We start from the raw sequence: 22,413 nt of genomic DNA on the forward strand, positions 1-22,413 counted from the left end.
AGGGCCGCTGCCTGTCAAGCGGTCGAAGCCCGCTGCTCCAGTCGGCCGCCCGCCAGTTCCCGCAGCCGCTGCCGCGTCTCCGGATCCGTCGAATACACGATCGTGCCGATCATGCCCCGGGTCATTAGCACCTTGTAGGTGTTGCGGATCAGACGGTCCACGTCGGCGTCCGAGGTCGCTTTCTTGAACACCGGGTCCTTGGACGCGGAGCGGTCCGTGATCCAGCGGCCGTCGCGCCAGAGCAGGTCGGGGCCGATGATGACGCCGGACCAGTCGTACTCGAAGCCCTGGGCGGTGTAGACACAGCCGACCTGACCGAAGCCGGCCGCGTCGGTGGCCCACAGGGCGGCCGGAGGCGCGCCGGAGACGGAGCGTTCGCCGCGCAGGTTCCAGGGGCGGGCCCAGTCACCGATGACGACGTCGAGCGGGAGCGGAGCGCCGGGCTTGGGCTCCGGAGACCAGCGCCAGCAGTAACCGGCGGACATGCGGGCGCCGTAGCCCCTGGCGCGCCGGGCTTCGAGGAACGCCTCCATCTCCTGAGGGCTGTCGGCGACCAGCAATTGCATGCGATCGTCGGGTTCCCAGACGACCGGCCCACCCGGTTCGAGGCCGAGGAGCCGGACGACCCAGCGCAGGTAGGCGTCGCTGCCGCCGCAGCGGAACTGGCTGTCCAGCGGCACGACATGGCAGGGGATGTCCCGCTTGGCCGCTGCCGCCTTGATGTCGGCCACGGTCCCCATCTCGCCCGGCCGCACCACCTGGTGCTCGTCGAGGAGGAAGACGGGCACATGGGCGACGTCGATGAGTTCGTCGATCTGGGCCCTGCCGGTCCGGTGCTCGGCACACGTGTAGCGGTTGGCCGAGGTCTCCCTGATGCGGTGGGCCTCGTCGCAGATCAGGGCATCCAGGCTGTTCTTCTCGGCGGTCATGAAGCTGTTGAAGTACTTGAACAGGTCCTGCACCTCCCGCTTCCGGGTTCCGGCGACCTTCCTCATCGTCTTGGTGAACGACTGCGAGCCGGTGGCGTGCAGGGCCGGCATCCCGCGCCGGTACAGCTCGCCCAGCAGTTGGAGAGCGATCACGCTCTTGCCGGTGCCAGGGCCGCCGGTGACGACGACGACTTCCTTGCGGTCGGCGCGCTTGGCCTTCTCCACCGCGTTGAGCACCATGCGGTAGGCGACCTGTTGCTCGTCGAGAAGCACGAACTGCCGACGCTCCCGCACCTCCTCGGCGGCCACGGACATCAGCTGCTTCGACGGCACCGTGGCGCCCGCGAGGAGTTCGTCCGCGGCCCTGGCCCCGGGATGCCTGTCGCTCAGCCTCGAACGGAGATGGTCGAGGAACTCGCCACGCCGTTGCCCTGTGAAGAGCAGTCCGCGGCCGTCACGCTCGATCTCCCGCAGGCCGGCGACACCGAACTCCGTGGCATTGTGCAGGAACGCCACCCCGTTGACCCGGTGCCCGTGTTCGGCCACCGCTCCGTTGAAGTTGACCAGGTAGTCACAGTACCGGTGTACCTGCTCGATGGGGTTGAGGACCGGGTGGCCGTAGCGCTCGACGTGGCACAACGTGGGATCGTCCTCGTCGGGCAGGACCTGGCTCCATTGCTTCAGCTCCACCACGACGTACGACGGCTCCCCGGTGACGGGGTGCACACCGGCGAGTACCACGTCGGCACGCTTGCTGTTCAGCGGAAGCGCGTACTCCAGCATGACCTCGACCTCGCCCAGGCCCGCGTCGTTGAGCGCGGCGGCCAGGACGGGGATGCTGCGCTCCCAGGAACGTACCTCCGAGTGGCCAGGGCGGTAGCCGTGCATGTGGGCGAACTGGTCGGTGAGGTGCAGGAAAAGCGAACCGTCGAGTGCCATGACGGCGACCGTTTCCGCGGACGCTCGGAACAGCAAGGACTTCCCCCAGGCAGCACGAAGAGACTCGTGCGGGTGGGGGCATGTCCTTCGAGACTCCACCGAGGTGGAGCGGAAGCCCGTCGGGCCGCGATGACGATGAGACAGAGATTACCCGGCGGGCGCGGCCATGATGTTGGCGGCTACCGGGGCGGCGTCGCGGCCGACCGCCTCACTCACCTTCCGTCGAGCCCCTCGTCACCGGTCCGGCTCCGGGGTCGCGCGCAGGCGGCGGCCGGCATGGTGTCGGCCGCCGCCTGGCGGGAGGGGTTCATGTTCAGGTGCGTGGAACGGAGCCTCGCATCAGTTGGCCGCGCTGCCCGCGACCCACTCGCTCCACGGCATGTTCCAGTCGCTGAGGCCGTTGTCCGGGGCCAGCGTGGTCTTGTCGTCGGAGTTCTTGACGATCACGACGTCACCGATCATCGAATGGTCGAAGAACCACGCGGCGGGCTGCTTGGCGTCGCCGCCGCCCTTGACGTCCTTCAGCCCCACGCAGCCGTGGCTGGTGTTGGCCTTGCCGAAGACCGAGGCGGCGCCCCAGTAGTTGCCGTGGATGAACGTGCCCGAGTCGGACAGGCGCATGGCGTGCGGTACGGCCGCGATGTTGTACGAGGGCTTGCCGTCCTTCTCCGTGATGTTGACGCTCGCGGCGTTCATACGGATGTGCCGGTACTTCTCGGAGATGACCATCTGGCCGTTGTACGTCGGGTGCTCGGGGCTGCCGGACGAGATCGGAATGGTCTTGATCTTCTTGCCGTTCCGTACGACGGTCATCCGCTTCGTCTTGGCGTCGACCGTGCTGATCTGGCTCCGGCCGATCTTGAACGTGACCGTCTTCTGGACACCGTCGAGGTTCTGCCTGACGGTGACGGTGGAGCCGGGCTCCCAGTACGTCTCGGGGCGGAAGTCCAGGCGGCCGTCGCCCAGCCAGTGGCCGACGACGGGCTGGCCGCTGCTGGAGCTGACCCGGATCTGAGACTGCACGGCGGCCTTGTCGATGACCGCCTTGTCGAAGGTGACCGTCACCGGCATGCCCACGCCGACGGTCGAGCCGTCCTGGGGAGAGAGGTGCCCGATGAAGTCGCCGGCCGGGGAGACCGTGGCGATCGTGGCGTTCTCGGTCGCGGGTCGGCCCTTGGCGTCCTGGGCCTCCGCGGCGATCTGGTACGTGGTGGCCCGCTTCAGCGGACTGTCCGGCTGCCACGACGTGCCGTCCGCGGACAGGGTGCCCGGAATCTCGGCGCCGGTCGCGACGGCGGTCATGGTGACCCTGGTGAGCTGTCCGTTACCGACGGTGACCCCGACGGGTTCGTCGGTCCCGACATTGCGGGCGCCCTGTCCGGGCGTGATCGTCACGCGGGCGTCGGAGGCGTCCTGGGCGGCCGACTGATCCACTGGAGCAGGCGTTCGGCTCGTGGCGTCATTGCCGCCGGTGGCGGCGCCGGCGGTGCCACCGAGGGCCGTAACCGCGAGCACGCCGCCGAGTACGCCGGCCGCGGCGGCCAGCCTGGCCTGTCGTTTGCGGGCCGTGATCAAACGCTTCTCCTGCCCTTGGTCGCTGAGTGTCTACAGATGGTTGCGCGGGGAACACAACCACCCCTTCGCATCATTTATACGCATTCACCTGACCCAAATGGGGCAATAGTGGTGAAGGCCACCTGCCGTCGAGCGCGTAGCCGTAGGTACGGCCGGACGACCCGTCGCCGCACGACGGCCCTCGACAGCGGACGGCAGCCGCAGGGGAGGGCAGCGGACGGCGACAGCGACAGCGGACGGCAGCGGACAGCGATAGCGGACAGCAGCGACAGCGGAGGGCAGCGACAGCGGCAGCGGCGCATGGAGAGCCCCGGGGCGGGCCGAGGGCGGGGCGGTGCCTCGTGGGCCGCCCGCCCGCCGCCCCGGGTCACGTCCGTCAGCCCTTCTGTTCCACCCGCACCCAGTCCACCTCCGCCTGCACTCCCCCGCCCGCGATCCGGTCCACGCTGGACTGCGGCAGGCCCCAGTAGGGGGTGGTGACCTTGTTCCAGCCGGCCGGGTAGGCGCCGCCGAGGGCGAGGTTGAGGATGACGTACTGGTCGTGGTCGTAGACCCACTGGCCGCGGGTGGACTCCAGCTTGTTGCGGGTCGTCTCCTGGACCAGGCGGTCGTCGACGAAGAAGCGCATCGCCGTGGGGGACCACTCGACCGCGTAGGTGTGCCACTGGTCGGCGGTGCCGCCGTTCGGGTAGGTCTGGCGGGCGCCGATGTTGCCGTCCGCCGAGTAGCCGGGGCCGTGCAGGGCGGTGCTGGTCCAGTCGGGGTAGCCGATGTTCTCCATGATGTCGGTCTCGCCGGACGCCGGCCAGGAGACCGACGGGTCGTCGACGTTGCTGCCCAGCAGCCAGAAGGCGGGCCAGAAGCCGTCGCCCACCGGCAGCTTCATGCGGGCGCTGACCTTGCCGTACGTGAAGTCGAAGTGGGTGTTGGTGTCGATACGGCCCGACGTGAAGTCGTAGCTGCCGCCGCCCGCCTTCGTGCAGCCCTTGCAGTACTTCGCCTTCAGCAGCAGGCTGCCGTTCCGGGTGGCGATGTTGTCGGTGGAGTCGACGTACGCCTGGGATTCGCCGTTGACCGGGCCCATCTCCGTTCCGGTGCGCACCACCCGCCACTTGGAGCGGTCGAGGGCCGCGCCGGTGAAGTCGTCGAAGAACGTGGTGCGGTAGCCGCCCGGCTGGTCGGCCGGCAGTGCCGGGTAGGCGGCGGCTGCGGAGCCGCCCGTGCCCCAGACCTGGAACTCGTAGAGGGAGTAGCCGAACTGTGCCGTCGCGGGTGCCGGGTTGTAGAAGGAGCGGCGTTCCTTGCCGAGCATGCGGACGTAGCGGCCGGTCGCGGGCGTCGGCAGTCTGACGGTGTCGTGCAGGCCCGTCGCGTCGGAGGGGGACTTCACGTCGGCGCGGCGGGCGGCGATCTCGGCGGCGGACGGTTCGTGGACCGTGCGCCAGGTGCGGTTGTCGTCCGAGACCTGGAGGAGGTAGTCGACCGCGTACGCGGACTCCCAGTACAGGTCGACCGTGTCGATCGTCGACTGCGCGCCGAGGTCCACCGACACCCACCGGTCGGCGTTCCAGTCGCTCGACCAGCGGGTGGTGTCGGCCTTCAGGTCGGCCGGCCAGCCGCCGTCGGTGACGAACGCCGGTGAGTTGCCCGCGTGCTGGTAGTGGTCGGAGTACGCCGGGTGGTTCAGCGCGAGGTTGGTGCGGGTGGTGGACGCGGGGGCGGGCTCGCCGCCGTAGACCTTGAGGCTCCACAGCGAGTAGCCGTAGGGCGTGGCGCGTTCCAGGCCGCGCAGGCGGACGTAGCGGCCGGTGACCTCCTGCGGATAGGTGTGCGCGGTGACCGAGCCGCCGGTGCCGGCGGTCTCGGTGTAGAAGGGCGTCCAGTCGGTGCCGTTCTTCGAGACCTCCAGGACGTAGCGCTTGCCGTAGGCAGCCTCCCAGTCCAGGACGACCCGGTCGACCCGGATCACGGAGCCGAGGTCGACGCGGATCCAGGCGTCGTCGGCGAAGTCGCTGGACCAGCGGGTGGCGCCGTTGCCGTCGAGGGCGAGGCCGGGGGCGGTGCCGGCGTTCTCGCTGCCGGAGGCGGTGACGGCGGCCGGGTTCACCGCGTAGGCGGCGGCAGCGCGGTCGGTGTCCCAGCCGGTGGCGGCGGGGGCGGCGGTGGCCGGAGCGGCCAGGACCGGTCCCGCGGACAGCAGGGCGGTGGCGGCGAGGGCGGCGAGCAGGGTGCGGGGAACCCTGGAGACACGTGAGAAACGGGAGACACGACAGACATGGGAGACACGGGAAGGCATGCGGCTCTCCTAGTGGGGTGGAGGTGCACTCGGGGACTGCGACGCGCACTGCGTGTATGTCGTGCGCATGACATACAGGGAGGGTGATGCGGGCCGGTGGACACGGTTTCCCACACGTGTCCACCGGCCCGGTCCGGGCCGGGCTCAGGCGACCTGACGACCTGGCGACCTGGCGACCTGGCGACCTGGCGACCTGGCGACGATGGCCGGGCTCAGGCCGCCTGGCGACCCTGGCCGCGGGGGCTGGGCTCAGGCGGCCCGGCGACCCTGGCCGCGGGGGCTGGACTCAGGCGGCCCGGGGCCTTGGGGGCGATAGCTGGGCTCAGGCCGCCCGGCGGCCCTGGCCGCGGTGGACGCGGACGATGTCCGCGTACCGGCGGCCGCTGCCCTTGATCGTGCGGACCTGTGTCCGGTAGTCGACGTGGACCAGACCGAACCGCTTGTCGTATCCGTACGCCCACTCGAAGTTGTCCAGCAGGGACCAGGCGAAGTATCCGGCCAGCGGGGCGCCCTTGCGTACGGCCGAGGCGCAGGCCGCCAGGTGGCGTTCCAGGTAGTCCTGGCGCTCGGGGTCCTCGACGCTGCCGTCGGGGCGCACCACGTCCGGGAAGGCGGAGCCGTTCTCGGTGACGTAGAGCTTGCGGGCGCCGTACTCCTCGGTGAGCCGGAGCAGCAGCGTCTCGATGCCGGACGCGTCGATCTCCCAGTCCATGCCGGTGCGCGGGACGCCCTCGCGCCGGACGGACCGGGCGTACGGCGCGGGCCCCTCGGGGTCGTCGGCGATGTACGCCGGGAAGTAGTAGTTCAGGCCGAGCCAGTCGAGCGGGGCGGCGATGGCCGCCAGGTCCCGGTCACCGAGGGGCAGTTCCACGCCGTAGGTCTCCACCATGTCGGCGGGGAAGCCGCGGCCGTGCACCGGGTCGAGCCACCAGCGGTTGACATGGCCGTCGTGCCGGCGGGCCGCCGCCACGTCCTCGGGGCGGTCGGTGGCCGGGTGCACCGTGGAGAGGTTGTTGACGATGCCGATCCGCGCGCCGGGGGCGGCGGCCCGGATGGCCTGGGTGGCGAGGCCGTGGCCGAGCAGCAGGTGGCAGGAGGCGCGGACGGCCGCGGTGAGATCGGTGAGGCCGGGGGCCATCGTGCCTTCCAGGTGGCCGATCCAGGCCGAGCAGGAGGGCTCGTTGAGGGTGGCCCAGAGCCCCACGCGGTCCCCGAGCCGGGCCGCGACGGCCTCGGCGTACTCGGCGAACGCCAGGGCGGTGTCCCGCTTTGGCCAGCCGCCGCGGTCCTGGAGCACCTGCGGCAGGTCCCAGTGGTAGAGCGTGACGGACGGGGTGATGCCCGCCTCCAGCAGGGCGTCCACCAACTCGTCGTAGAAGGCGAGCCCCTTGGGGTTCACCGGTCCGGTGCCGCCGGGCGCCACCCGGGGCCAGGCCACGGACAACCGGTAGCCGTTGACGCCGAGTTCCCGCATCAGGCCGATGTCCTCGCGCCAGCGGTGGTAGTGGTCGCAGGCGACGTCACCGTGGTCCCCGTTCGCGATCTTCCCCGGGGTGTGGGAGAAGGTGTCCCAGATCGAGGGCGAACGGCCGTCCTCGGCCACGGCTCCCTCGATCTGGTACGCCGCTGTGGCCGTGCCCCACAGGAAGTCGTGCGGGAGGGCGGCGAGGTCGATGCGTTCGGACACGGAGGTTCCTTCGTGATCAGGGGTGGTGGTCACTTGACGGCGCCCGCCGTCAGGCCCGCGACGAGATAGCGCTGGAGCAGCAGGAAGCCGGCCACCACGGGCACGCTGACGACCAGCGAGGCGGCCATGATCTGGTTCCAGTAGACGTCGTTGAGGGTGGAGTAGCCCTGGAGGCCGACGGCGAGGGTGCGGGTGGTGTCGTTGGTCATGACGGACGCGAAGAGCACCTCGCCCCACGCGGTCATGAAGGCGTAGACGGCGACCGCGACGATGCCGGGGACCGCGGCCGGTACGACGATCCTGAGCAGGGCGCCGAGCGGACCGCAGCCGTCCACCAGTGCCGCCTCGTCCAGGTCGCGCGGCACCGAGTCGAAGTAGCCGATCAGCATCCAGATGGAGAACGGCAGCGAGAACGTGAGATAGGTGAGGATCAGACCGCCGCGGGAGCCGAACAGGGCGATGCCGGTGGCGTTGCCGATGTTGACGTAGATCAGGAACAGCGGCAGGAGGAAGAGGATGCCGGGGAACATCTGCGTCGACAGCACGGTCACCGTGAAGACGCGCTTGCCGCGGAACTCGTAGCGGCTGACGGCGTAGGCCGCGAACACGGCGATGACGACCGAGGCGATCGTCGCCGCGCCGGCCACGATCAGCGAGTTCATGAAGTACTTCGCGAGCGGGACCGTCGACCAGATGTCGATGTACGGGCGGACGGTCAGACCGCTCGGCAGCCAGCGGAACTTGCCGGTGACGTCGGCGAGCGGCTTCAGCGAGCTGGAGACCATCACGTACACCGGGATCAGCACGAACCCGGTGAGCAGGGTGAGGAAGATCCGCCGGGACCACAGGAACGACCGCGGCGGCGCCATGGGCGAGCGGGTGCCGGGCATTCGCGAGCGGGTGCCGGGCATTCGCGAGCGGGTGCCGGATGTCGGCGAGTGGGTGCTAGACATCGGCGGCCCTCCGTCCGCGCGAGGTGAACAGCAGGTACGCGCCCGTGACGACGAGCAGGAAGAGCAGCAGCAGGACGGACATGGCCGAGCCGGTGCCGAAGTTCCAGGTCACGAAGGACGCCTGGTAGATGTGGACGGAGACGAGGTCGGCGGCCTCGGGGGCGGACTTGCCGAACAGCACGTACGGCGTGTTGAAGTCGTTGAACGTCCACAGGAACAGCACCAGGACCAGGACCTGGTTGACCGGGCGCAGCGAGGGCAGGGTGATGCGGCGGATCTGCTGCCACGTCCCGGCGCCGTCCAGCGCGGCGGCCTCGTACAGCTCCCGGGGGATGTTCTGCAGCCCGGCCATCACGATGAGGAAGGCGAACGGCCAGCCCTTCCACACCGAGACGGTCAGCAGGGCGTAGAAGCTGTTGTCGCCGATGAGCCAGAAGGAGGGCTTGTCGGTGAGGTGCAGCTGGTCGTGCAGGACGTGGTTCACCAGGCCGTTGTCGTGCTGGAACATGAACACCCAGGTGATGACGGCCGTGTAGACGGGCAGCGCGTACGGCACCAGGAAGAGCGCCCTGAGCAGGCCGCGGCCGCGGAAGGTGTCCTGCATGAAGACCGCGGCGGCGGTGCCGATCAGCCAGCACAGGCCGACCGACAGCAGGGTGAAGCCGACGGTGACGAAGAAGGAGTGCAGCAGGGCCTCGCCGACGGGGGCGTCGAAGTCCACCGACACCTTGTAGTTGCCGAGGCCGGACCAGGGGGCGGCGCCCCAGTCACGGATGTAGAACTGGGTGAGTTCCTTGAAGCTCATCACGACGCCGATGGCCATCGGCACCAGGTGGACGAGGAGTTCGAGCAGCAGGGCGGGCACGAGCAGCAGGTAGGGCAGGGAGACGCGGCGCAGCCGCCCGGTGCGGCGGCGGGGTTCGCGCGCCGTACCGGGGGCTGCCTGGCGCACCGGCTCCTTGAAGGCGGTGGTCGTCATGTCCGGGCTCACGCCGCCGGCATCTGCTGCTGGGCCTTCTGGAGCTTCGCCTTGACCGAGTCGGCGGTCACCTCGCGCCCGGCGGCGGCATCGGCGAACAGGTCCTTGACGGCCGTACCGACCGCCGTCTCGAACTGCGACTCGGACGCGACCTGCGGCAGGGCGACCGCGCTGGTGGCGAGGGTGTCCTTCAGGACCGCGGTGGCCGGGGCGCTGAACGCGGCGTCCCGTTGCGCGGACTTGACCGGCGGTACGGTGCTGAAGGCCGTGTTGAGGATCTTCTGTTCCTCGTCGGAGGTCATGAACTTCACGAACTGCGTGGCACCGTCGATGTTGTCGGTGTTCTTGAAGACGGCCATGTTGATGCCCATGACCGCCGAGTTGACCTGGGTGCCGCTGCCGGGCGTGCCGGAGATCACCGGGACGGGCGCGATGCCGTAGGCGTCCTCGCTCATGCCCTGGGACTTGAGGTTGGCGGCGGCCGTCTGCCACAGCAGCATCGCCTGCTTGCCCTTGGCGAAGTCGCTCACCGACTGGTTCTGCGCGTACTCGGCGTCGCCGGTCGGGATGACCTTGTCCTTGGCCATCAGGTCGACGTAGCTCTTGACCGCCTCCACCACCTTGGGGCTTGTGAAGTCGGGCTTGCCGTCGGCGGTGAAGAAGTCGGCGCCGTGCTGCTTGGCGAAGACGAAGACGTGGTGGATGTTCTCGGACAGGTTGGAGCCCTCGGCGCCGAGCGCGGTCTTCCCCTTGGCCTGGATCTTCTTGCCGTCGGCGATCAGCTCGTCCCAGGTGGCCGGAGGCTTGGAGATGCCGGCGTCGGCGAAGATCTGCTTGTTGTAGTAGAGGGCGTACGCCATCGAGTACAGCGGGACGGCGGCCGGGTCCTTGCCCTCGGCGCCGGTCGAGCCGAGCGCGGTGTCGGCGAACCGGTCCTTGCCGCCGATCCTGGCGAAATTCTTCGCGTCCCACGGCAGCAGCGCGCCGGTCGCCTGGAGCGAGGCGCTCCAGGTGTTGCCGATGTTCAGCACGTCCGGGCCCTGGCCCGAGGTGGTCGCGGTCAGGATGCGGTTGAGCAGGTCCGACCAGGGCACCACCTCCAGCTTCACCTTGATGCCGGTCTTCTTCTCGAACTTGTCGAGCTCGGGCTGGAGGACCTTCTTGTCCACCGCGACACTGGCGCCCTGGTTGGAGGCCCAGTACGTCAGCGTCTTCGGGGAGTCGTTCGACCCGCTGCCGGTGGACGATCCCCCTCCGCAGGCCGTGGCCGCGAGGGCGAGTGACAGGGTGACGGCGCCTACGGCCGCGGCTCGGATGCTGCGCATGGCTCCCGGTGTCCCTTCGGGGATTGCACTCATGACTTAATTTAGGACGTGAGTTAATCCGCATGAGGGGGCGATCGTCAAGGGATTCGACAGCCCGATCCGGTCCGGACCGGCCGCAGGAAGCCCCTCCGCGGCACCGGGTCAGCCCCTGCGACGCGCCGCCCGCGACGGTGGCGGCGCCGTCCCGGCCGCCCGCAAACGGGCCCGCACCACGGGCCGGTGGCTCGTGATGCGGGCCGGTGGCTCGTGGTGCGGGCCGGTGGCTCGTGGTGCGGGCCGGCGCAGGCGACTCGTCCCCTGCCGGGCCGGTGCCGGCGCGGAGGCCGTACGCCTCACCGGACGGGCGCCGCCGCGGCGGCCCTGCGCCCTACCGGGCCGGTGCCGGGGCCGGGGCGTAGCCCGCGGGTCGGGTGGTGAAGGTCCCCCGGCCCTGGGTGCGGCCGCGCAACCGGGTCGCGTAGCCGAACAGTTCGGCCAGCGGCACGGTCGCGGTCAGTACGGCTGCGCCGCCCCGGGTCTCCGAGCCGGCGACCCGGCCGCGCCGGGCGGCCAGATCCCCGAGGACCCCGCCGACCGCGTCGTCCGGCACGGTCACCGTGACCTCGGCGACCGGTTCGAGCAGCGCCGCCGTACACGCCCGCAGGGCGTCGCGCAGGCCCAGCCGGCCGGCGGTGCGGAAGGCCGTGTCGGAGGAGTCCTTCACATGCGTGGAGCCGTCGGTGAGCGTGACCCGCAGCCCGGTCACCGGATGCCCGGCGAGCGGCCCCTCGGCGAGGGCGTCCCGGCACCCGGCCTCCACCGCGCGCACGTACTCCTGCGGCACCCGCCCGCCGACAACGGCGGACCGGAACTCGAAGCCGGTGACGCCCGATGCGGGACCCAGCGGTTCCACGTCGAGGACGACATGCGCGAACTGCCCCGCCCCGCCGTCCTGTTTGACGTGCCGGTACACGAAGCCGCGCACCCCGCCGACGACGGTCTCCCGGTGGGCGACCCTCGGACGGCCCACGGTGACCTCCGGCCCGCCGTCGCGTCGGATCTTCTCCACCGCGACCTCCAGGTGGAGTTCGCCCATGCCGGACAGGACGGTCTGTCCCGTCTCGGCATCGGTGCGCACCACCAGCGACGGATCCTCCTCGGCGAGCCGGGCGAGGGACGCCGCGAGTCGTCCGGTGTCCGTGCCGCGCCGCGCCTCGACCGCCACGGACACCACCGGCTCCGCGGCCACGGGCGGCTCCAGCAGCAGCGGGGCGCCGGGATCGCACAGGGTTGTGCCGGTCCGGGCCGACTTCACGCCGACGAACGCGACGATGTCACCGGCGACCGCCCGGTCCAGCTGGACGTGCCGGTCCGCCATGACCCGCAGGATCCGCGCCACCCGCTCGGTGCGGCCGCTGCCCGGGTCCCGCACGACGTCCCCCTTCTCCACCGTGCCCGAGTAGACGCGCACGTAGGCCAGGCGCCCGGTGGCGCTCGCGCTCACCTTGAACACGAGTCCCGCGAACGGCTCTTCCGGATCGGCGGCCCGGCGCTGCTCGGCACCGTCGTGGACACCGCGTACGGCGGGTACGTCCGGCGGCGACGGCAGGTAGGCCACCACCGCGTCCAGCAGCGGTTCGATGCCGCGGTTGCGGTAGGCGGAGCCGCACAGCACGACCACGCCGTCCCCGCTGCGGGTGAGGTCGCGCAGGGCCGTGGTGAGGGTCGCGGCGGAGAGGGTCTCGCGGTCGCAGAACTCCTCCAGGGCGGCCGGATGCCGTTCGGCGACCGCCTCCTCCAGCGCGCGCCGCCGCCGGACCGCCTCCTCCCGCAGCTGCTCGGGCACCGGGCCGGCCACGGCCGTGCCCTCCCCGTCGCCCCACACCAGGGACCGCATCCGCACCAGGTCCACCACACCGGTGAAGCCGTCCTCGGCGCCGATCGGCAACTGGACGACGAGCGGCACGGGATGGAGCCGGTCGCGGATGGATTCGACGGCCCGGTCGAGATCGGCGCCCGCGCGGTCCAGCTTGTTGACGAACGCGATCCTGGGCACGCCGTGCCGGTCGGCCTGCCGCCACACCGACTCGCTCTGCGGCTCGACGCCGGCGACGGCGTCGAACACGGCGACCGCTCCGTCGAGGACACGCAGCGACCGCTCGACCTCGTCGGCGAAGTCGACGTGGCCGGGGGTGTCGATGAGGTTGAGGCGATGGCCGTCCCAGGCGCAGCTGACCGCGGCGGCGAAGATGGTGATGCCGCGGTCGCGTTGCTGCGGGTCGAAGTCGGTGACGGTGGTGCCGTCGTGCACCTCGCCGCGCTTGTGGGTGGTGCCCGTCGCGTACAGGATCCGCTCGGTGACGGTGGTCTTGCCGGCGTCGACGTGGGCGAGGATGCCGAGGTTGCGGACGGCGGCGAGGGTGGTGGTGAGGTCGGTGCGCATGGCCCATGGCCTTTCGGGGTGCGGTGCTGAAAGGGCAGCGCGATCTCCCGTGCGCCGGGCGGGCGTGACGGTACGGCGTCGGCCGGGCCCGTCGCGGGCGGCCTGCCGGGGTGTCAGCGGGGCGTCACGGGCATCCGGTGCCGGCCGCGCAGCGGGCACCGGACGGACGGGGACACCAGGATCACCTCGTACCGGGAGGGGGGAACGACGACGGCGGTACGGTCACGCACGGCCCGGCTCCCCTCGGTACGAATGGCTGACGAAGCGCGCCGCCGTGATGTCCGTGCGGCGCGCGGTGCGTGGCGAGTCTAGGGAACGCACCGCACCACGGTCACCGGATTTTCCCGGCCGCGCGCACCGGCGGGCGCGCGCACCGGCGGGCGGGCCGGCGGCACGGGTCGCGGTCCCGTGGCCGTGGGCTTCCCGGCCGCGCGCACCGGCGGGCGGGCGCACCGGCGGGCGGGCGGTCCGGCGGCACGGGTCGCGGTCCCGTGGCCGTGGGCTTTTCCGGCCGGGCGCACCGGCGGCATGCGGGCGGCACGGGTCGCGGTCCCGTTGCCGTGGGCCCGTGGGGCCCGTCGGCCGCAGCAGAGGCGGCCCCGGACCAGTCCCGCACCGGGTCCGCACCGCACCGGCACCGGGCCCCCACCGCAACGGACCCGCACCGGTCAGGGCCGGTCCGGTATCCGGGTCAGGGTGCGGATCGGGTGGGCGGCCAGCAGGGCGGCGGCGGTGAGGAGGGCGACCACGATGCCCACCTCGAGCACCCGGTCGGTGCCGAACGCCCCGACGGCCGGGCCGGCCAGCGCACTGCCGACCGGGAACATGCCGACGGAACCCGCGACCTCGTAGGCGTGGACGCGGTTGAGCACCTCGCCCGGCACCTGGGTCTGCACGCTGGTGGCCCACATGACGCCCCAGAAGGTGATGCCGACGCCGACGGCGACCTGGGCGATGGCGAGCAGCCAGACCGGCCAGTCGAGGACGATGCCGAGCGGGTAGAGGGGGTACGCCAGCATGGCCACGGCCCCGGCGGCGAGCGGCCGTACGGGCTTGTAGCGGATCGCCAGCACACCGCCGGCCACGGTGCCCGCGCCGAACGCGCAGTTGAGCAGGCCGAAGGCGGTGGCGCCGTGCGCGGGCACGATCACCCCGGCGGCGACCGACAGTTGCGGCCCCCAGGAGAGCACGGCGAAGAACATCCAGATCGCGATCACGCCCCAGAGCCAGCTGCGGGAGCGGAACTCGCGCCAGCCGACCGCCAGGTTGTGCCACAGGCTCTCCCCGGCCGGCGGGGCGGGCACCCTGCCGAGCCGGAGCGCGAACAGGCAGCAGGCGCTGGTGCCGTAGGCGACGGCGGAGATCACCATCACCCAGCCGGTGGCGCCGGCCCCGACCAGCGCACCGGCCAGCGCCGGGCCGCCCAGTGCGGTGAGCGCCTCGGAGATGCGCAGCACGCCGTTGGCGCCCTGTACGTCCCGGGCCACCAGCGGGACGGTCGAGGAGGCGCCCGGCTGGAACATGGCGTTGGCGGTGCCGGCCACCATCAGCAGCGCGTACAGGTGCCAGAGACGGTCGATGCCGTGGAGGAAGAGGAAGGCGAGGAGCACGTGCGTGATGAGGTTGGCCAGGTCGGAGGCGATCATCATCCGGCGGGCGGTGAAGCGGTCGGCGAGCACCCCGCCGAACAGCACCAGCCCGGCGAAGGGGCCCACCAGGAAGGCCATCGAGTAGCCCGCGGTGCTCACGCCGTATCCGGCGCTGAGCAGCCCGGCCGAGACCGCGACCGGCAGCATGGCCCAGCCGAGCAGGCCCGCGCTGCGGGCGGTGAAGTAGTACTGGAAGTTCCGTGACCAGATCGCCGGTTCCCCGGCCGGGGGCGCCGCGGCGGGCCGGTCCTGGATCCGCGAGGACGTCACCGCCGCGGTGTGGTCTGCCGAGCGATCCTTCATGACGATTCCATGCTCCAGCCGTGGGTCGTGGTCTTCGTGGTGGGGTGGCTGCTCGCCGGGGCCGGGAGGCGCGCGGCCGCGGTGACCGTGCGCTCCGTGGGGCGGGGTGGGGTCGCGGTCCGGTGCGCGGGCCGGGGTGTACGGCCGCGGAACCGGCGAGGTCGCGGTCCGGTGCGCGAGCCCGGGCGAGGGCTGCGGAGCCGGGTGGGGCGAGGGCTGCGGAGCCGGGTGGGGCGAGGCCGCGGTCCCGTACGTACGGCCCGTGGTGTGCGGCCGCGGAACGCGTCGGCGCCGGCGGCCGGTTCGGGGCCGGGCCGGGGGCGTTCAGCGGGGTGCGGCCGCCGGGCGGGGGTCCGCTTCGGCCTGGGCGGACCGCACCGGCAGTTCACCCACGGTGACCGGTGCCAGCCCGCGTTCGAGGAGGCCCTCGATGATCGACGGGAGGGCCTGTACGGTCTGGCCGCGGTCGCCGGCGCCCTCGTGCATCAGCACCACCGAGCCGGGCCCGGCGCCCTCCAGGACGGTCGCGGCGATCCGTTCCGGCCCCGGCCTGGCCCAGTCGCGGGAGTCCACGTCCCACAGGGTCATGGTGGTGGGATGCCCGTCGAGGGCGGCCAGCACCTCCGGGGTCAGCGCGCCGTACGGCGGCCGGAACAGCGCCGGGGCCTCGCCGGTCACCCGGGCCACCGCCTCCGTCGTACGGTCGAGCTGCTCGCGCAGCTGGTCCGGTGTCAGGTCGGGCAGGAAGGGATGCGACCAGGAGTGGTTGCCGAGTTCATGGCCGGCGGCGGCGATCCGGCGCACCTCGTCGGGCAGCGCCGCGACATGGTGACCGACGCAGAAGAAGGTCGCCCGGACGCCGTAGCGGTCCAGGATCTCCAGGATGCGCCGGGTGTGCACCGGATCGGGGCCGTCGTCGAAGGTGAGCGCGACCTGCGGGGTGTCCCGTCGGCCGTGCTCGAAGCAGCGTCCGGCCGCCGTCAGCGCCGCCTGTATCGGCTCGCTGCGCCGTACGCCGTCGAAGTACTCATCGGCGCGGCCGGTCAGCGTGCCCCCCTCGGCGGTCACCCGGGCCAGCGCGTCGGGCGTGCTCCGGGCCTGCTCCGCCAGCCGGTGGGCCGGGACCGAGCCGAACCGCGGCCGGGGCGGCAGCAGCCAGGGGTCGGCGCGGTAGACCTCCAGGCCGGCCGCCGTCATCGGCCCGTCGAGCAGGCCGTTGGTGCTGTCGAACACCGCGGCCAGCGGCTGCTCCCGGCCCAGCTCCCGCAGCCAGCCGATGAGTTCGGCGACCCGGTCGGCAGCCCAGCTGCTCGGCTCCACCACCCGGCGCCCGGCACCGTCGAGGACCTCGACCCGGTAGCCCGTGTCCGTCCAGGCGATTCCCGCGTATCTCATGCTCATGCGTTCCCCCGGGTGACGGCCTCGGCGACGATCAGCTCCTCGACCCCGCGCAGGAAGTGCTCCATGCCCTCGCGGGTGAGGACTGCCGGGTCGGCGGTCATGCAGAGTTCCAGGGCTCCGGGGGCGGTCAGCACATCCACCGCCACCGAGACGTTCGCGCGGGGCAGGAACTCGGTGGGCCAGCTCAGTTCGGTCCGGCCGATCAGCTCACCGAGCGCTGCCCGGGGCCGTTCGACGGTGTCGAACGGCCCGATGCCCGGGTCCCGGGTGTCGTTCCACCAGCACGAGTGGTCCGCCGCCTCGCCGCGCTCGACCAGCCGCGCCACCTCCCGGTCCAGTGCCCACTTGTCGTACCCCGCGTGGCGGAACGCGCTGAACGAGACGGACCGCGTCCGCCGTACCGCGTCCTCGAAGTCCTTGTCGGCGTCCGTGAGGAGGAACACGGCCTCCTGGGCCATCGTGCTGACCGACTCGGAGGCGGCCGGCTGGAAACGGTTGCTCACCACCACCTGGAACAGCACGTCGCTGCTCCCGGACATCCTGGCCAGCCGGTGGGAGGCCGCCCCGAGCAGCACGGCGGCGTCGCTCACCCCCAGGTCCGCCGCCACCCGTTCGACGGCGACCGCGAGTGCGGGCGAGCGCAGCAGCGCGTTGGGGAACAGCCGGCCCGGATCGGTCACCGCGCGTTCCGGCGCCGCGGGGTCCAGGAAGATCCGCCGGGGGCCGGCGGACAGTCGCTCGCACCAGTGGCGCCGGGCCGCCTCGTCCCGGCGACGGCCGAGCGGCGAGGCCTGGAGCGCCGCGGCCTCCAGGGGCTGGAGGGCGGGACGGGCCCGGAGCAGCGACTCGGCGGTCTCCCCCGACTCGATCAGCTTCAGGTCGCGGAGCATCCGGCCCTCCCCCCAGAGGTCCATCGCGGTGTGCGAGGCCGCCAGCACCAGCCGGTGGACGAGCCCCCCGCACTCCACGAGGCCGGCCCTGAACGGCCACTCCCGCGCGTGGTCGAAGGGGCGCCCCGCCAGCTCCTCCATCAGGGCCTCACCGGCCGCCGGGGCCTCGGCCGCGGAGCACGTCCGGACCTCCGCCAAAAGCTCGCCGGCCCCGTCCACGACCTGTTCCAGACCTTCCTCGCCGTCCGGCAGCAGCCTGGTGTGCAGGCTGTCGTGCATCCGAAGCAGCTCCGCCAGGTCCGCCAGGACCCGGGAGGCGGGGCGGGGCGGGGTGAGGGGGAGGTCGAGCCGCAGGTTGTACCTGGGGGCGTCGTCACCGAGCCGCGTGACGACACCCCAGATCGCCCGCTGCCCCCAGGTGGCCGGGCCTGTCCCGGCCCTCGCGGAGTCCAGTGTGATGGTCCGCTCCTCGACCGTGGTCATCGTGTTCCGAACCTTCCCTTCGGTTGTCTCGTACGCCGTCCGCCGGCATCGGGCCGAACGCGCGGCGGCGGCCGGGGTCCTTCGTCCGGACGAGCCCGCCGCGATCCGGACGAGAGGCTCTAGTCCAGGCCCTGCGAGATGACCAGGCGCTGGATCTGGTTGGTGCCTTCCACGATCTGAAGCAGCTTGGCCTCGCGCATCCAGCGCTCCACCGGGTGGTCGGAGACGTAACCGGCGCCGCCCAGCACCTGCACCGCGTCGGTGGTCACCTTCATCGCCACGTCGGTGGCGAACAGCTTCGCCTTCGCCGCCTCCAGCGAGTACGGCCGGCCGGCGTCCTTCAGGCGGGCGGCCGCCAGGGTGAGCGCCCGTGCCGCGGCGATCTGCGTTGCCAGGTCGGCCAGCAGGAAGCCGACGCCCTGGAAGGAGATGATCCGCTGCCCGAACTGGCGGCGTTCCTTCGCGTACCGCACGGCGTAGTCGACGGCGGCCTGGGCGATGCCGACGGCGCAGGCGGCGATGCCCAGCCGGCCGCAGTCCAGTGCGCCCATCGCGATCAGGAAGCCCTTGCCCTCCCGGCCGATCAGCCGCCCGGCCGGCACCCGGACGCCGTCGAAGCCGACCTGCGCGGTGGGGTTGGACCAGACGCCCAGCTTCCGCTCCGGTTCGTGGATCACCATGCCCGGCGTGCCGCCGGGGACGACGAGGCAGGACAGGCCCCGGGCTCCCGGTCCGCCGGTGCGGCTGAACACGTTGTAGAAGTCCGCGTGACCGGCGTGGGTGACCCAGGACTTGGTGCCCGTGATGCGGTAGCCGTCGTCGTCCCGCACCGCCCGGGTGGTGAGCGAGGCGGCGTCCGACCCGGCCTCCGCCTCGGACAGGCAGTAGGCGCCCAGCAGTTCGCCGCTCAGCATGCCGGGGAGCAGTTCCTCGCGCTGGGCCGGGGTGCCGTACGTGGCGGTGCCGAAGCAGGCGAGGTTGTGCACGTTGACCGCCTCGGCCACGCCGAACCAGTGGTAGGCGATCTCCTCCAGCGCCTGGAGGTAGACCTCGTACGGCTGTCCGCCACCGCCGTACTCCTCGGGGTACGGCAGGCTCAGCAGTCCGGCCCGGCCCAGGGTGCGCACGATCTCCCGGGGGAACTCGTGGGCCGCTTCGAACTTGTCCACGTGGGGGGCGAGTTCACCGTCGGCGATCTCCCGGACGAGGCCGAGGAGATCGGCCGCCTCCTCCGTGGGCAGGATGCGCTGGACCTTCATCGGGCGACCTCCGTGTGTGACGGGTGTGGTGAGCGGGGCGGGCGTTGCGCGTCTCGTCCCGCGTGGGCGCGGCGGCCCGTCCGCGCCGGGGTGACGGATCCGCAACGGGTGGGACGCGTTCGGCCGGCGCGGTCAGCCGCGGTCCCAGCCGGTGGTCTCCGGCCAGTGCCGGCCCACCCGGCGGACGGCGTGGTCCCAGTACGAGCGGACGGACAGGTCGGCGTAGATGAAGTCCTGCTTGGCGGCCACGTCCTGGTCGGTGGACCAGGTGTAGGGGACGCCGGTGCTCTCGGCGGTCAGCTGGAGGCGGCAGGCGCGTTCCAGCACCTGGGCGAAGACGGAGGCGTGCCGCACGCTCTTGCCGACGATCACCCCGCCGTGGTTGCGCAGCAGGACGGCCGGGTGCTCGCCGAGGTCCTTGGCGATGTGCTCGCCGGTCTCGATGTCCAGGACGGTGTTGCTGGTCTCGGTGAACAGGCCGAGCCGGTCGCGGAAGTAGGCGCCGTCGTGCGAGACCGGGCGCAGCTTCAGGTCGGTGGCGCCGAACAGCAGGGTGTACGGGGCGTGGCTGTGGACGATGCCGTTGACGTCCGGCCGGGCCCGGTAGACGGCCTGGTGCAGCGGCAGTTCCGGGGGCGCGAGCGGCGGCGCGGGCAGCGTGTGGTCCACCGGGCAGCGGACCACGTCCTGTGGGGCCGCCTCGTCGAACCCGACCAGCGCGCCCTTGATGAAGAACTCGTCCCGGCCGGGAATCCGGGCGGAGATCTGGCCCTGGTTGAAGTCGTCGTGGCCGTCGAGGGAGAGCATCCGGGCGCCGATCGCCACCTGCAGAACGAGCCGGCGTTCGGCCGGATCCAGCGGCTTCGGTCCATCGGTGGTCATGTCGTGCTCCTAGCTGTCAGGTCGTCGTAGACGGTCCGCATGGTGACCAGGCCGGGGGGTGCGGCGCGGGCCCAGTCGGCGGCTGCCAGCGCGCCCCGCGCCGGCACCGTCCAGCTGCCGACGTGATGCCGCACGTGCAGCGACTCGCCGTCCCAGGTGTGGGTCATCTCGTGTTCGCTGACCGGCAGTCCGGACCGCTCGTCGGCGATGTCGGCCACGGCCCGGCCGCTCGCCGCGGCCCAGGTGTCCGCCAGCGCCAGGGCGGTGGCGCTCGGCCGGTGTGCCTTGCCGAGCGGGTGCCGTTCCCGGACGGTGGTGGTCGTGCCGAACCGGCCCGTGGTGAGGGCGGCGGTGAACTCGGCGATGCGCGACTGGAGGTAGTGGGCGAAGGAGAGGTTGGTGGCGCGGACCACCGGCACCACGTCGGCCAGCTCTTCCAGTGCCTTCCACTGGATGTCCGTCAGGTTGGAGACGCAGGCGACGAGTGCCACGCGGTGGGTGGCGCAGTAGTCGAGGACGTCGGTGTGCGCCTCGGGTGCGCTGGCGTCGACGAGCACGTCGGGTACCGTCTCGACGGACCAGCCGGCCCGGCGGGACGCGGTGAGGGAGACCCGGGTGCCGTCGGCCCGGCAGACCGAACGCAACGCCGAGCCGAGGCGCCCGAGGCCGACGATCCCGATCGTGGGGCCGTCGCTCACGGGTGTGTCAGGCATCGGCGGCCGCTCCGCTGGCGAGCACCAGGGCCGTGACGCTGTCGATGGTCTCGTAGTGCTCGATGGCGGCTTCCGGGTCCAGGTAGACACCGACTTCGTTCTCGATGCTGTCGATGAGGCGCATGTAGGAGAGCGAGGAGAAGCCGACGTCGCGCAGCGAGTAGTTGGTGGCGGCGAGTTCGTCGGCGGTGACGCTGCCGTCCCCCGCGGCGATGGCGAGGTCGAGGATCTTGCTGCGGAGCGCGCTGCTGTCCATGAGGAATTCCTGTGTCTTGAAGGGAGGTTCAGTTGCTCTGGGGGGCGCTGAGCAGGCGCCGCAGGCGTTCGATGGACGGCTTGCCGATCGAGTTCGCCGGTATCCGGTCCACCAGGCGGAGGATGCCGGGCACCTTGAACGACGGGAGTGTCGCCGCGCAGTGCGTGCGCAGGGACTGCGCGGTCACGCCGGGTTCGACGGCGACGACGGCGGCCAGGGTCGGCTCGCCGTGCTGGTTCTCGGCCTCAAAGGCGACGGCGTCCAACACCCCGGGGGCCGCGCGCAGCACGTCGGCGATCTCGATCGGGTCGATCTTGCGCCCGCCCACGTTGACCAGCCGGCTCGTGCGTCCGGTCAGGTGGAGCGTGCCGTCGAGCAGCCGGCCCTGGTCGCCGGTGTGGTAGTAGCCCTCGTCGTCGACGCGCTTCTCGAACAGGCCGGGGGCGTTGAGGTAGCGGGAGCCCATCGACTCGCTCCTCACCCGGATGCCCTGCTCCTCCGCGAGCAGGTGCACACCGGGCAGGGGCGCTCCGAGCCCGCTGCCGGCGCCGTCGGGGGCGTACGTCAGCGGCCCGGTCTCGGCCACGCCGTAGTAGTTGTGGATCGGCACGCCGGTGAGCCGGGTGAACTCCTCGCGCACGGTTTCGCGCAGTGGGGCGCCGGAGGAGATCGCGGTCCGGACGGCGGCGAAGCCCTCCTTCGGGGCGCGCCGCACGATCGACTCGTACAGTGCCGGGAAGGCGACCAGGCGGGTGGCGGCGGTGTTCTCCAGGAGCCGCACGACCCGGGAGGCGGTGGGCAGACCGTGCGACAGGTGCAGTGAGGCGCCCGGCAGGAAGGCCGCCAGCAACGACGTGTTGAAGGCCAGGCCGTTGGAGAGCGCGGCGAAACAGGCGATCCGGTCCTCGGCCACGAGGCCGGTGCCCTTCGCCCAGTTGGCGGCCGCCGCGGAGACGGCCGTGCCGGAGAACTCGATGCAGTTGGGCCGGCCGGTGGAGCCGGAGGTGAACCGGCACACCTCGGTGTCGTCCAGCAGCACCGGACGGGGCGTGTCGTGGGAACGCACCCGGCTGACGGTGAGGTAGCCGAACTCGCCGTCGTCGGTGAGGGTCTCGTCCGCGACGGCCCGGACGTCGGCACTGGGGGCGTGGATCAGCAGGTCCAGCCCGCAGTCCTCGGCGATCCGCGAGAGTTCGAACGGGCCGAAGGCGGAGTCGGCGAGGAAGGGCACCGCGCCGGCGAACAGCGTCGCGAGGTAACCGATGACGTATTCGACGGAGTTGGTGGCATACAGGCCCACTCGCAGTCGCTCGCCCCGTTCGTCGTACCGGGCGAGCCGCTTTGCCGCGGCGCGGGCCCGGGCGCCGAGTTCGGCGTATCCGAGCGAGCCGTCGGCGTCGGTGACCGCGACGCGGTCGCCGTGGCGGGCGAGGACTTCGGTGAAGGCGTCGGGAAGGACGGCGCGCATCGGG

Annotated in this window: 16 protein-coding genes; all 16 read right to left on the bottom strand. The window is 72.0% G+C overall.

What is annotated here, in order from left to right:
- Positions 1 to 14: 14 nt before the first annotated feature.
- Positions 15 to 1,904 carry a DUF2075 domain-containing protein gene (locus JK361_RS01530; protein WP_201813761.1) on the bottom strand — a complete coding sequence of 630 codons (1,890 nt, stop codon included), beginning with the start codon at positions 1,902 to 1,904 and terminating at the stop codon, positions 15 to 17.
- A 303-nt stretch (positions 1,905 to 2,207) separates the two neighbouring features.
- A complete protein-coding gene (locus tag JK361_RS01535; protein ID WP_201814226.1) occupies positions 2,208 to 3,440 on the bottom strand; it encodes a L,D-transpeptidase in 1,233 nt (410 codons plus the stop codon).
- 379 nt (positions 3,441 to 3,819) lie between these two features.
- Positions 3,820 to 5,739 (bottom strand): discoidin domain-containing protein, encoded by a 1,920-nt coding sequence (locus tag JK361_RS01540; RefSeq protein WP_201813762.1) that lies wholly within the window; start codon positions 5,737 to 5,739, stop codon positions 3,820 to 3,822.
- Positions 5,740 to 6,061: 322 nt separating this feature from the next.
- Positions 6,062 to 7,426, bottom strand: coding sequence for a GH1 family beta-glucosidase (locus JK361_RS01545; RefSeq protein WP_201813763.1), 1,365 nt, complete (start codon positions 7,424 to 7,426; stop codon positions 6,062 to 6,064).
- A 29-nt stretch (positions 7,427 to 7,455) separates the two neighbouring features.
- Positions 7,456 to 8,295 carry a carbohydrate ABC transporter permease gene (locus JK361_RS01550; RefSeq protein ID WP_201814227.1) on the bottom strand — a complete coding sequence of 280 codons (840 nt, stop codon included), beginning with the start codon at positions 8,293 to 8,295 and terminating at the stop codon, positions 7,456 to 7,458.
- A 76-nt stretch (positions 8,296 to 8,371) separates the two neighbouring features.
- The gene (locus JK361_RS01555) at positions 8,372 to 9,358 is read right to left on the bottom strand and encodes a carbohydrate ABC transporter permease (RefSeq protein ID WP_201813764.1); all 987 of its coding nucleotides are present in this window, start codon (positions 9,356 to 9,358) and stop codon (positions 8,372 to 8,374) included.
- An 8-nt stretch (positions 9,359 to 9,366) separates the two neighbouring features.
- Positions 9,367 to 10,683, bottom strand: a complete 1,317-nt coding sequence (locus JK361_RS01560) for an ABC transporter substrate-binding protein (protein ID WP_201813765.1) — start codon at positions 10,681 to 10,683, stop codon at positions 9,367 to 9,369.
- A 367-nt stretch (positions 10,684 to 11,050) separates the two neighbouring features.
- On the bottom strand, positions 11,051 to 13,105 hold the full coding sequence (gene fusA, locus JK361_RS01565) for an elongation factor G (protein ID WP_201813766.1): 2,055 nt from the start codon (positions 13,103 to 13,105) through the stop codon (positions 11,051 to 11,053).
- Between the two features lie 668 nt (positions 13,106 to 13,773).
- A complete protein-coding gene (locus JK361_RS01570; RefSeq protein ID WP_201813767.1) occupies positions 13,774 to 15,057 on the bottom strand; it encodes an MFS transporter in 1,284 nt (427 codons plus the stop codon).
- A 324-nt stretch (positions 15,058 to 15,381) separates the two neighbouring features.
- Complete coding sequence (locus JK361_RS01575; protein WP_201813768.1) at positions 15,382 to 16,458, bottom strand: polysaccharide deacetylase family protein; 1,077 nt, start codon at positions 16,456 to 16,458, stop codon at positions 15,382 to 15,384.
- Positions 16,455 to 17,831 (bottom strand): condensation domain-containing protein, encoded by a 1,377-nt coding sequence (locus tag JK361_RS01580; RefSeq protein WP_201813769.1) that lies wholly within the window; start codon positions 17,829 to 17,831, stop codon positions 16,455 to 16,457. Before JK361_RS01580 ends, JK361_RS01575 begins: the two co-directional genes overlap by 4 nt.
- Positions 17,832 to 17,950: 119 nt before the next feature.
- Positions 17,951 to 19,090: an acyl-CoA dehydrogenase family protein gene (locus JK361_RS01585; RefSeq protein WP_201813770.1), complete on the bottom strand. Its 1,140-nt coding sequence runs from the start codon at positions 19,088 to 19,090 to the stop codon at positions 17,951 to 17,953.
- A gap of 132 nt (positions 19,091 to 19,222) precedes the next feature.
- Positions 19,223 to 19,972 carry a class II aldolase/adducin family protein gene (locus tag JK361_RS01590; protein ID WP_201813771.1) on the bottom strand — a complete coding sequence of 250 codons (750 nt, stop codon included), beginning with the start codon at positions 19,970 to 19,972 and terminating at the stop codon, positions 19,223 to 19,225.
- Positions 19,969 to 20,685 carry a dihydrodipicolinate reductase C-terminal domain-containing protein gene (locus JK361_RS01595; RefSeq protein ID WP_201813772.1) on the bottom strand — a complete coding sequence of 239 codons (717 nt, stop codon included), beginning with the start codon at positions 20,683 to 20,685 and terminating at the stop codon, positions 19,969 to 19,971. The genes JK361_RS01590 and JK361_RS01595 overlap by 4 nt, the downstream gene beginning before the upstream one ends.
- Positions 20,678 to 20,941, bottom strand: coding sequence for a phosphopantetheine-binding protein (locus tag JK361_RS01600; RefSeq protein WP_201813773.1), 264 nt, complete (start codon positions 20,939 to 20,941; stop codon positions 20,678 to 20,680). The genes JK361_RS01595 and JK361_RS01600 overlap by 8 nt, the downstream gene beginning before the upstream one ends.
- A gap of 28 nt (positions 20,942 to 20,969) precedes the next feature.
- Positions 20,970 to 22,409: a class I adenylate-forming enzyme family protein gene (locus JK361_RS01605; protein ID WP_201813774.1), complete on the bottom strand. Its 1,440-nt coding sequence runs from the start codon at positions 22,407 to 22,409 to the stop codon at positions 20,970 to 20,972.
- Between the last annotated feature and the right edge of the window lie 4 nt (positions 22,410 to 22,413).

The organism is Streptomyces musisoli (genome assembly GCF_016741855.1).
Lineage (GTDB): Bacteria > Actinomycetota > Actinomycetes > Streptomycetales > Streptomycetaceae > Streptomyces > Streptomyces musisoli.

Excerpts from the sequence above, each read along its gene's own strand:
- JK361_RS01540 (WP_201813762.1), bottom strand. The coding sequence starts at position 5,739 with ATGCCTTCCCGTGTCTCCCATGTCTGTCGTGTCTCCCGTTTCTCACGT.
- JK361_RS01550 (WP_201814227.1), bottom strand. The coding sequence starts at position 8,295 with ATGGCGCCGCCGCGGTCGTTCCTGTGGTCCCGGCGGATCTTCCTCACC.
- JK361_RS01555 (WP_201813764.1), bottom strand. The coding sequence starts at position 9,358 with ATGACGACCACCGCCTTCAAGGAGCCGGTGCGCCAGGCAGCCCCCGGT.
- JK361_RS01560 (WP_201813765.1), bottom strand. The coding sequence starts at position 10,683 with ATGCGCAGCATCCGAGCCGCGGCCGTAGGCGCCGTCACCCTGTCACTC.
- fusA (WP_201813766.1), bottom strand. The coding sequence starts at position 13,105 with ATGCGCACCGACCTCACCACCACCCTCGCCGCCGTCCGCAACCTCGGC.
- JK361_RS01570 (WP_201813767.1), bottom strand. The coding sequence starts at position 15,057 with ATGAAGGATCGCTCGGCAGACCACACCGCGGCGGTGACGTCCTCGCGG.
- JK361_RS01575 (WP_201813768.1), bottom strand. The coding sequence starts at position 16,458 with ATGAGCATGAGATACGCGGGAATCGCCTGGACGGACACGGGCTACCGG.
- JK361_RS01580 (WP_201813769.1), bottom strand. The coding sequence starts at position 17,831 with ATGACCACGGTCGAGGAGCGGACCATCACACTGGACTCCGCGAGGGCC.
- JK361_RS01585 (WP_201813770.1), bottom strand. The coding sequence starts at position 19,090 with ATGAAGGTCCAGCGCATCCTGCCCACGGAGGAGGCGGCCGATCTCCTC.
- JK361_RS01590 (WP_201813771.1), bottom strand. The coding sequence starts at position 19,972 with ATGACCACCGATGGACCGAAGCCGCTGGATCCGGCCGAACGCCGGCTC.
- JK361_RS01595 (WP_201813772.1), bottom strand. The coding sequence starts at position 20,685 with ATGCCTGACACACCCGTGAGCGACGGCCCCACGATCGGGATCGTCGGC.
- JK361_RS01600 (WP_201813773.1), bottom strand. The coding sequence starts at position 20,941 with ATGGACAGCAGCGCGCTCCGCAGCAAGATCCTCGACCTCGCCATCGCC.
- JK361_RS01605 (WP_201813774.1), bottom strand. The coding sequence starts at position 22,409 with ATGCGCGCCGTCCTTCCCGACGCCTTCACCGAAGTCCTCGCCCGCCAC.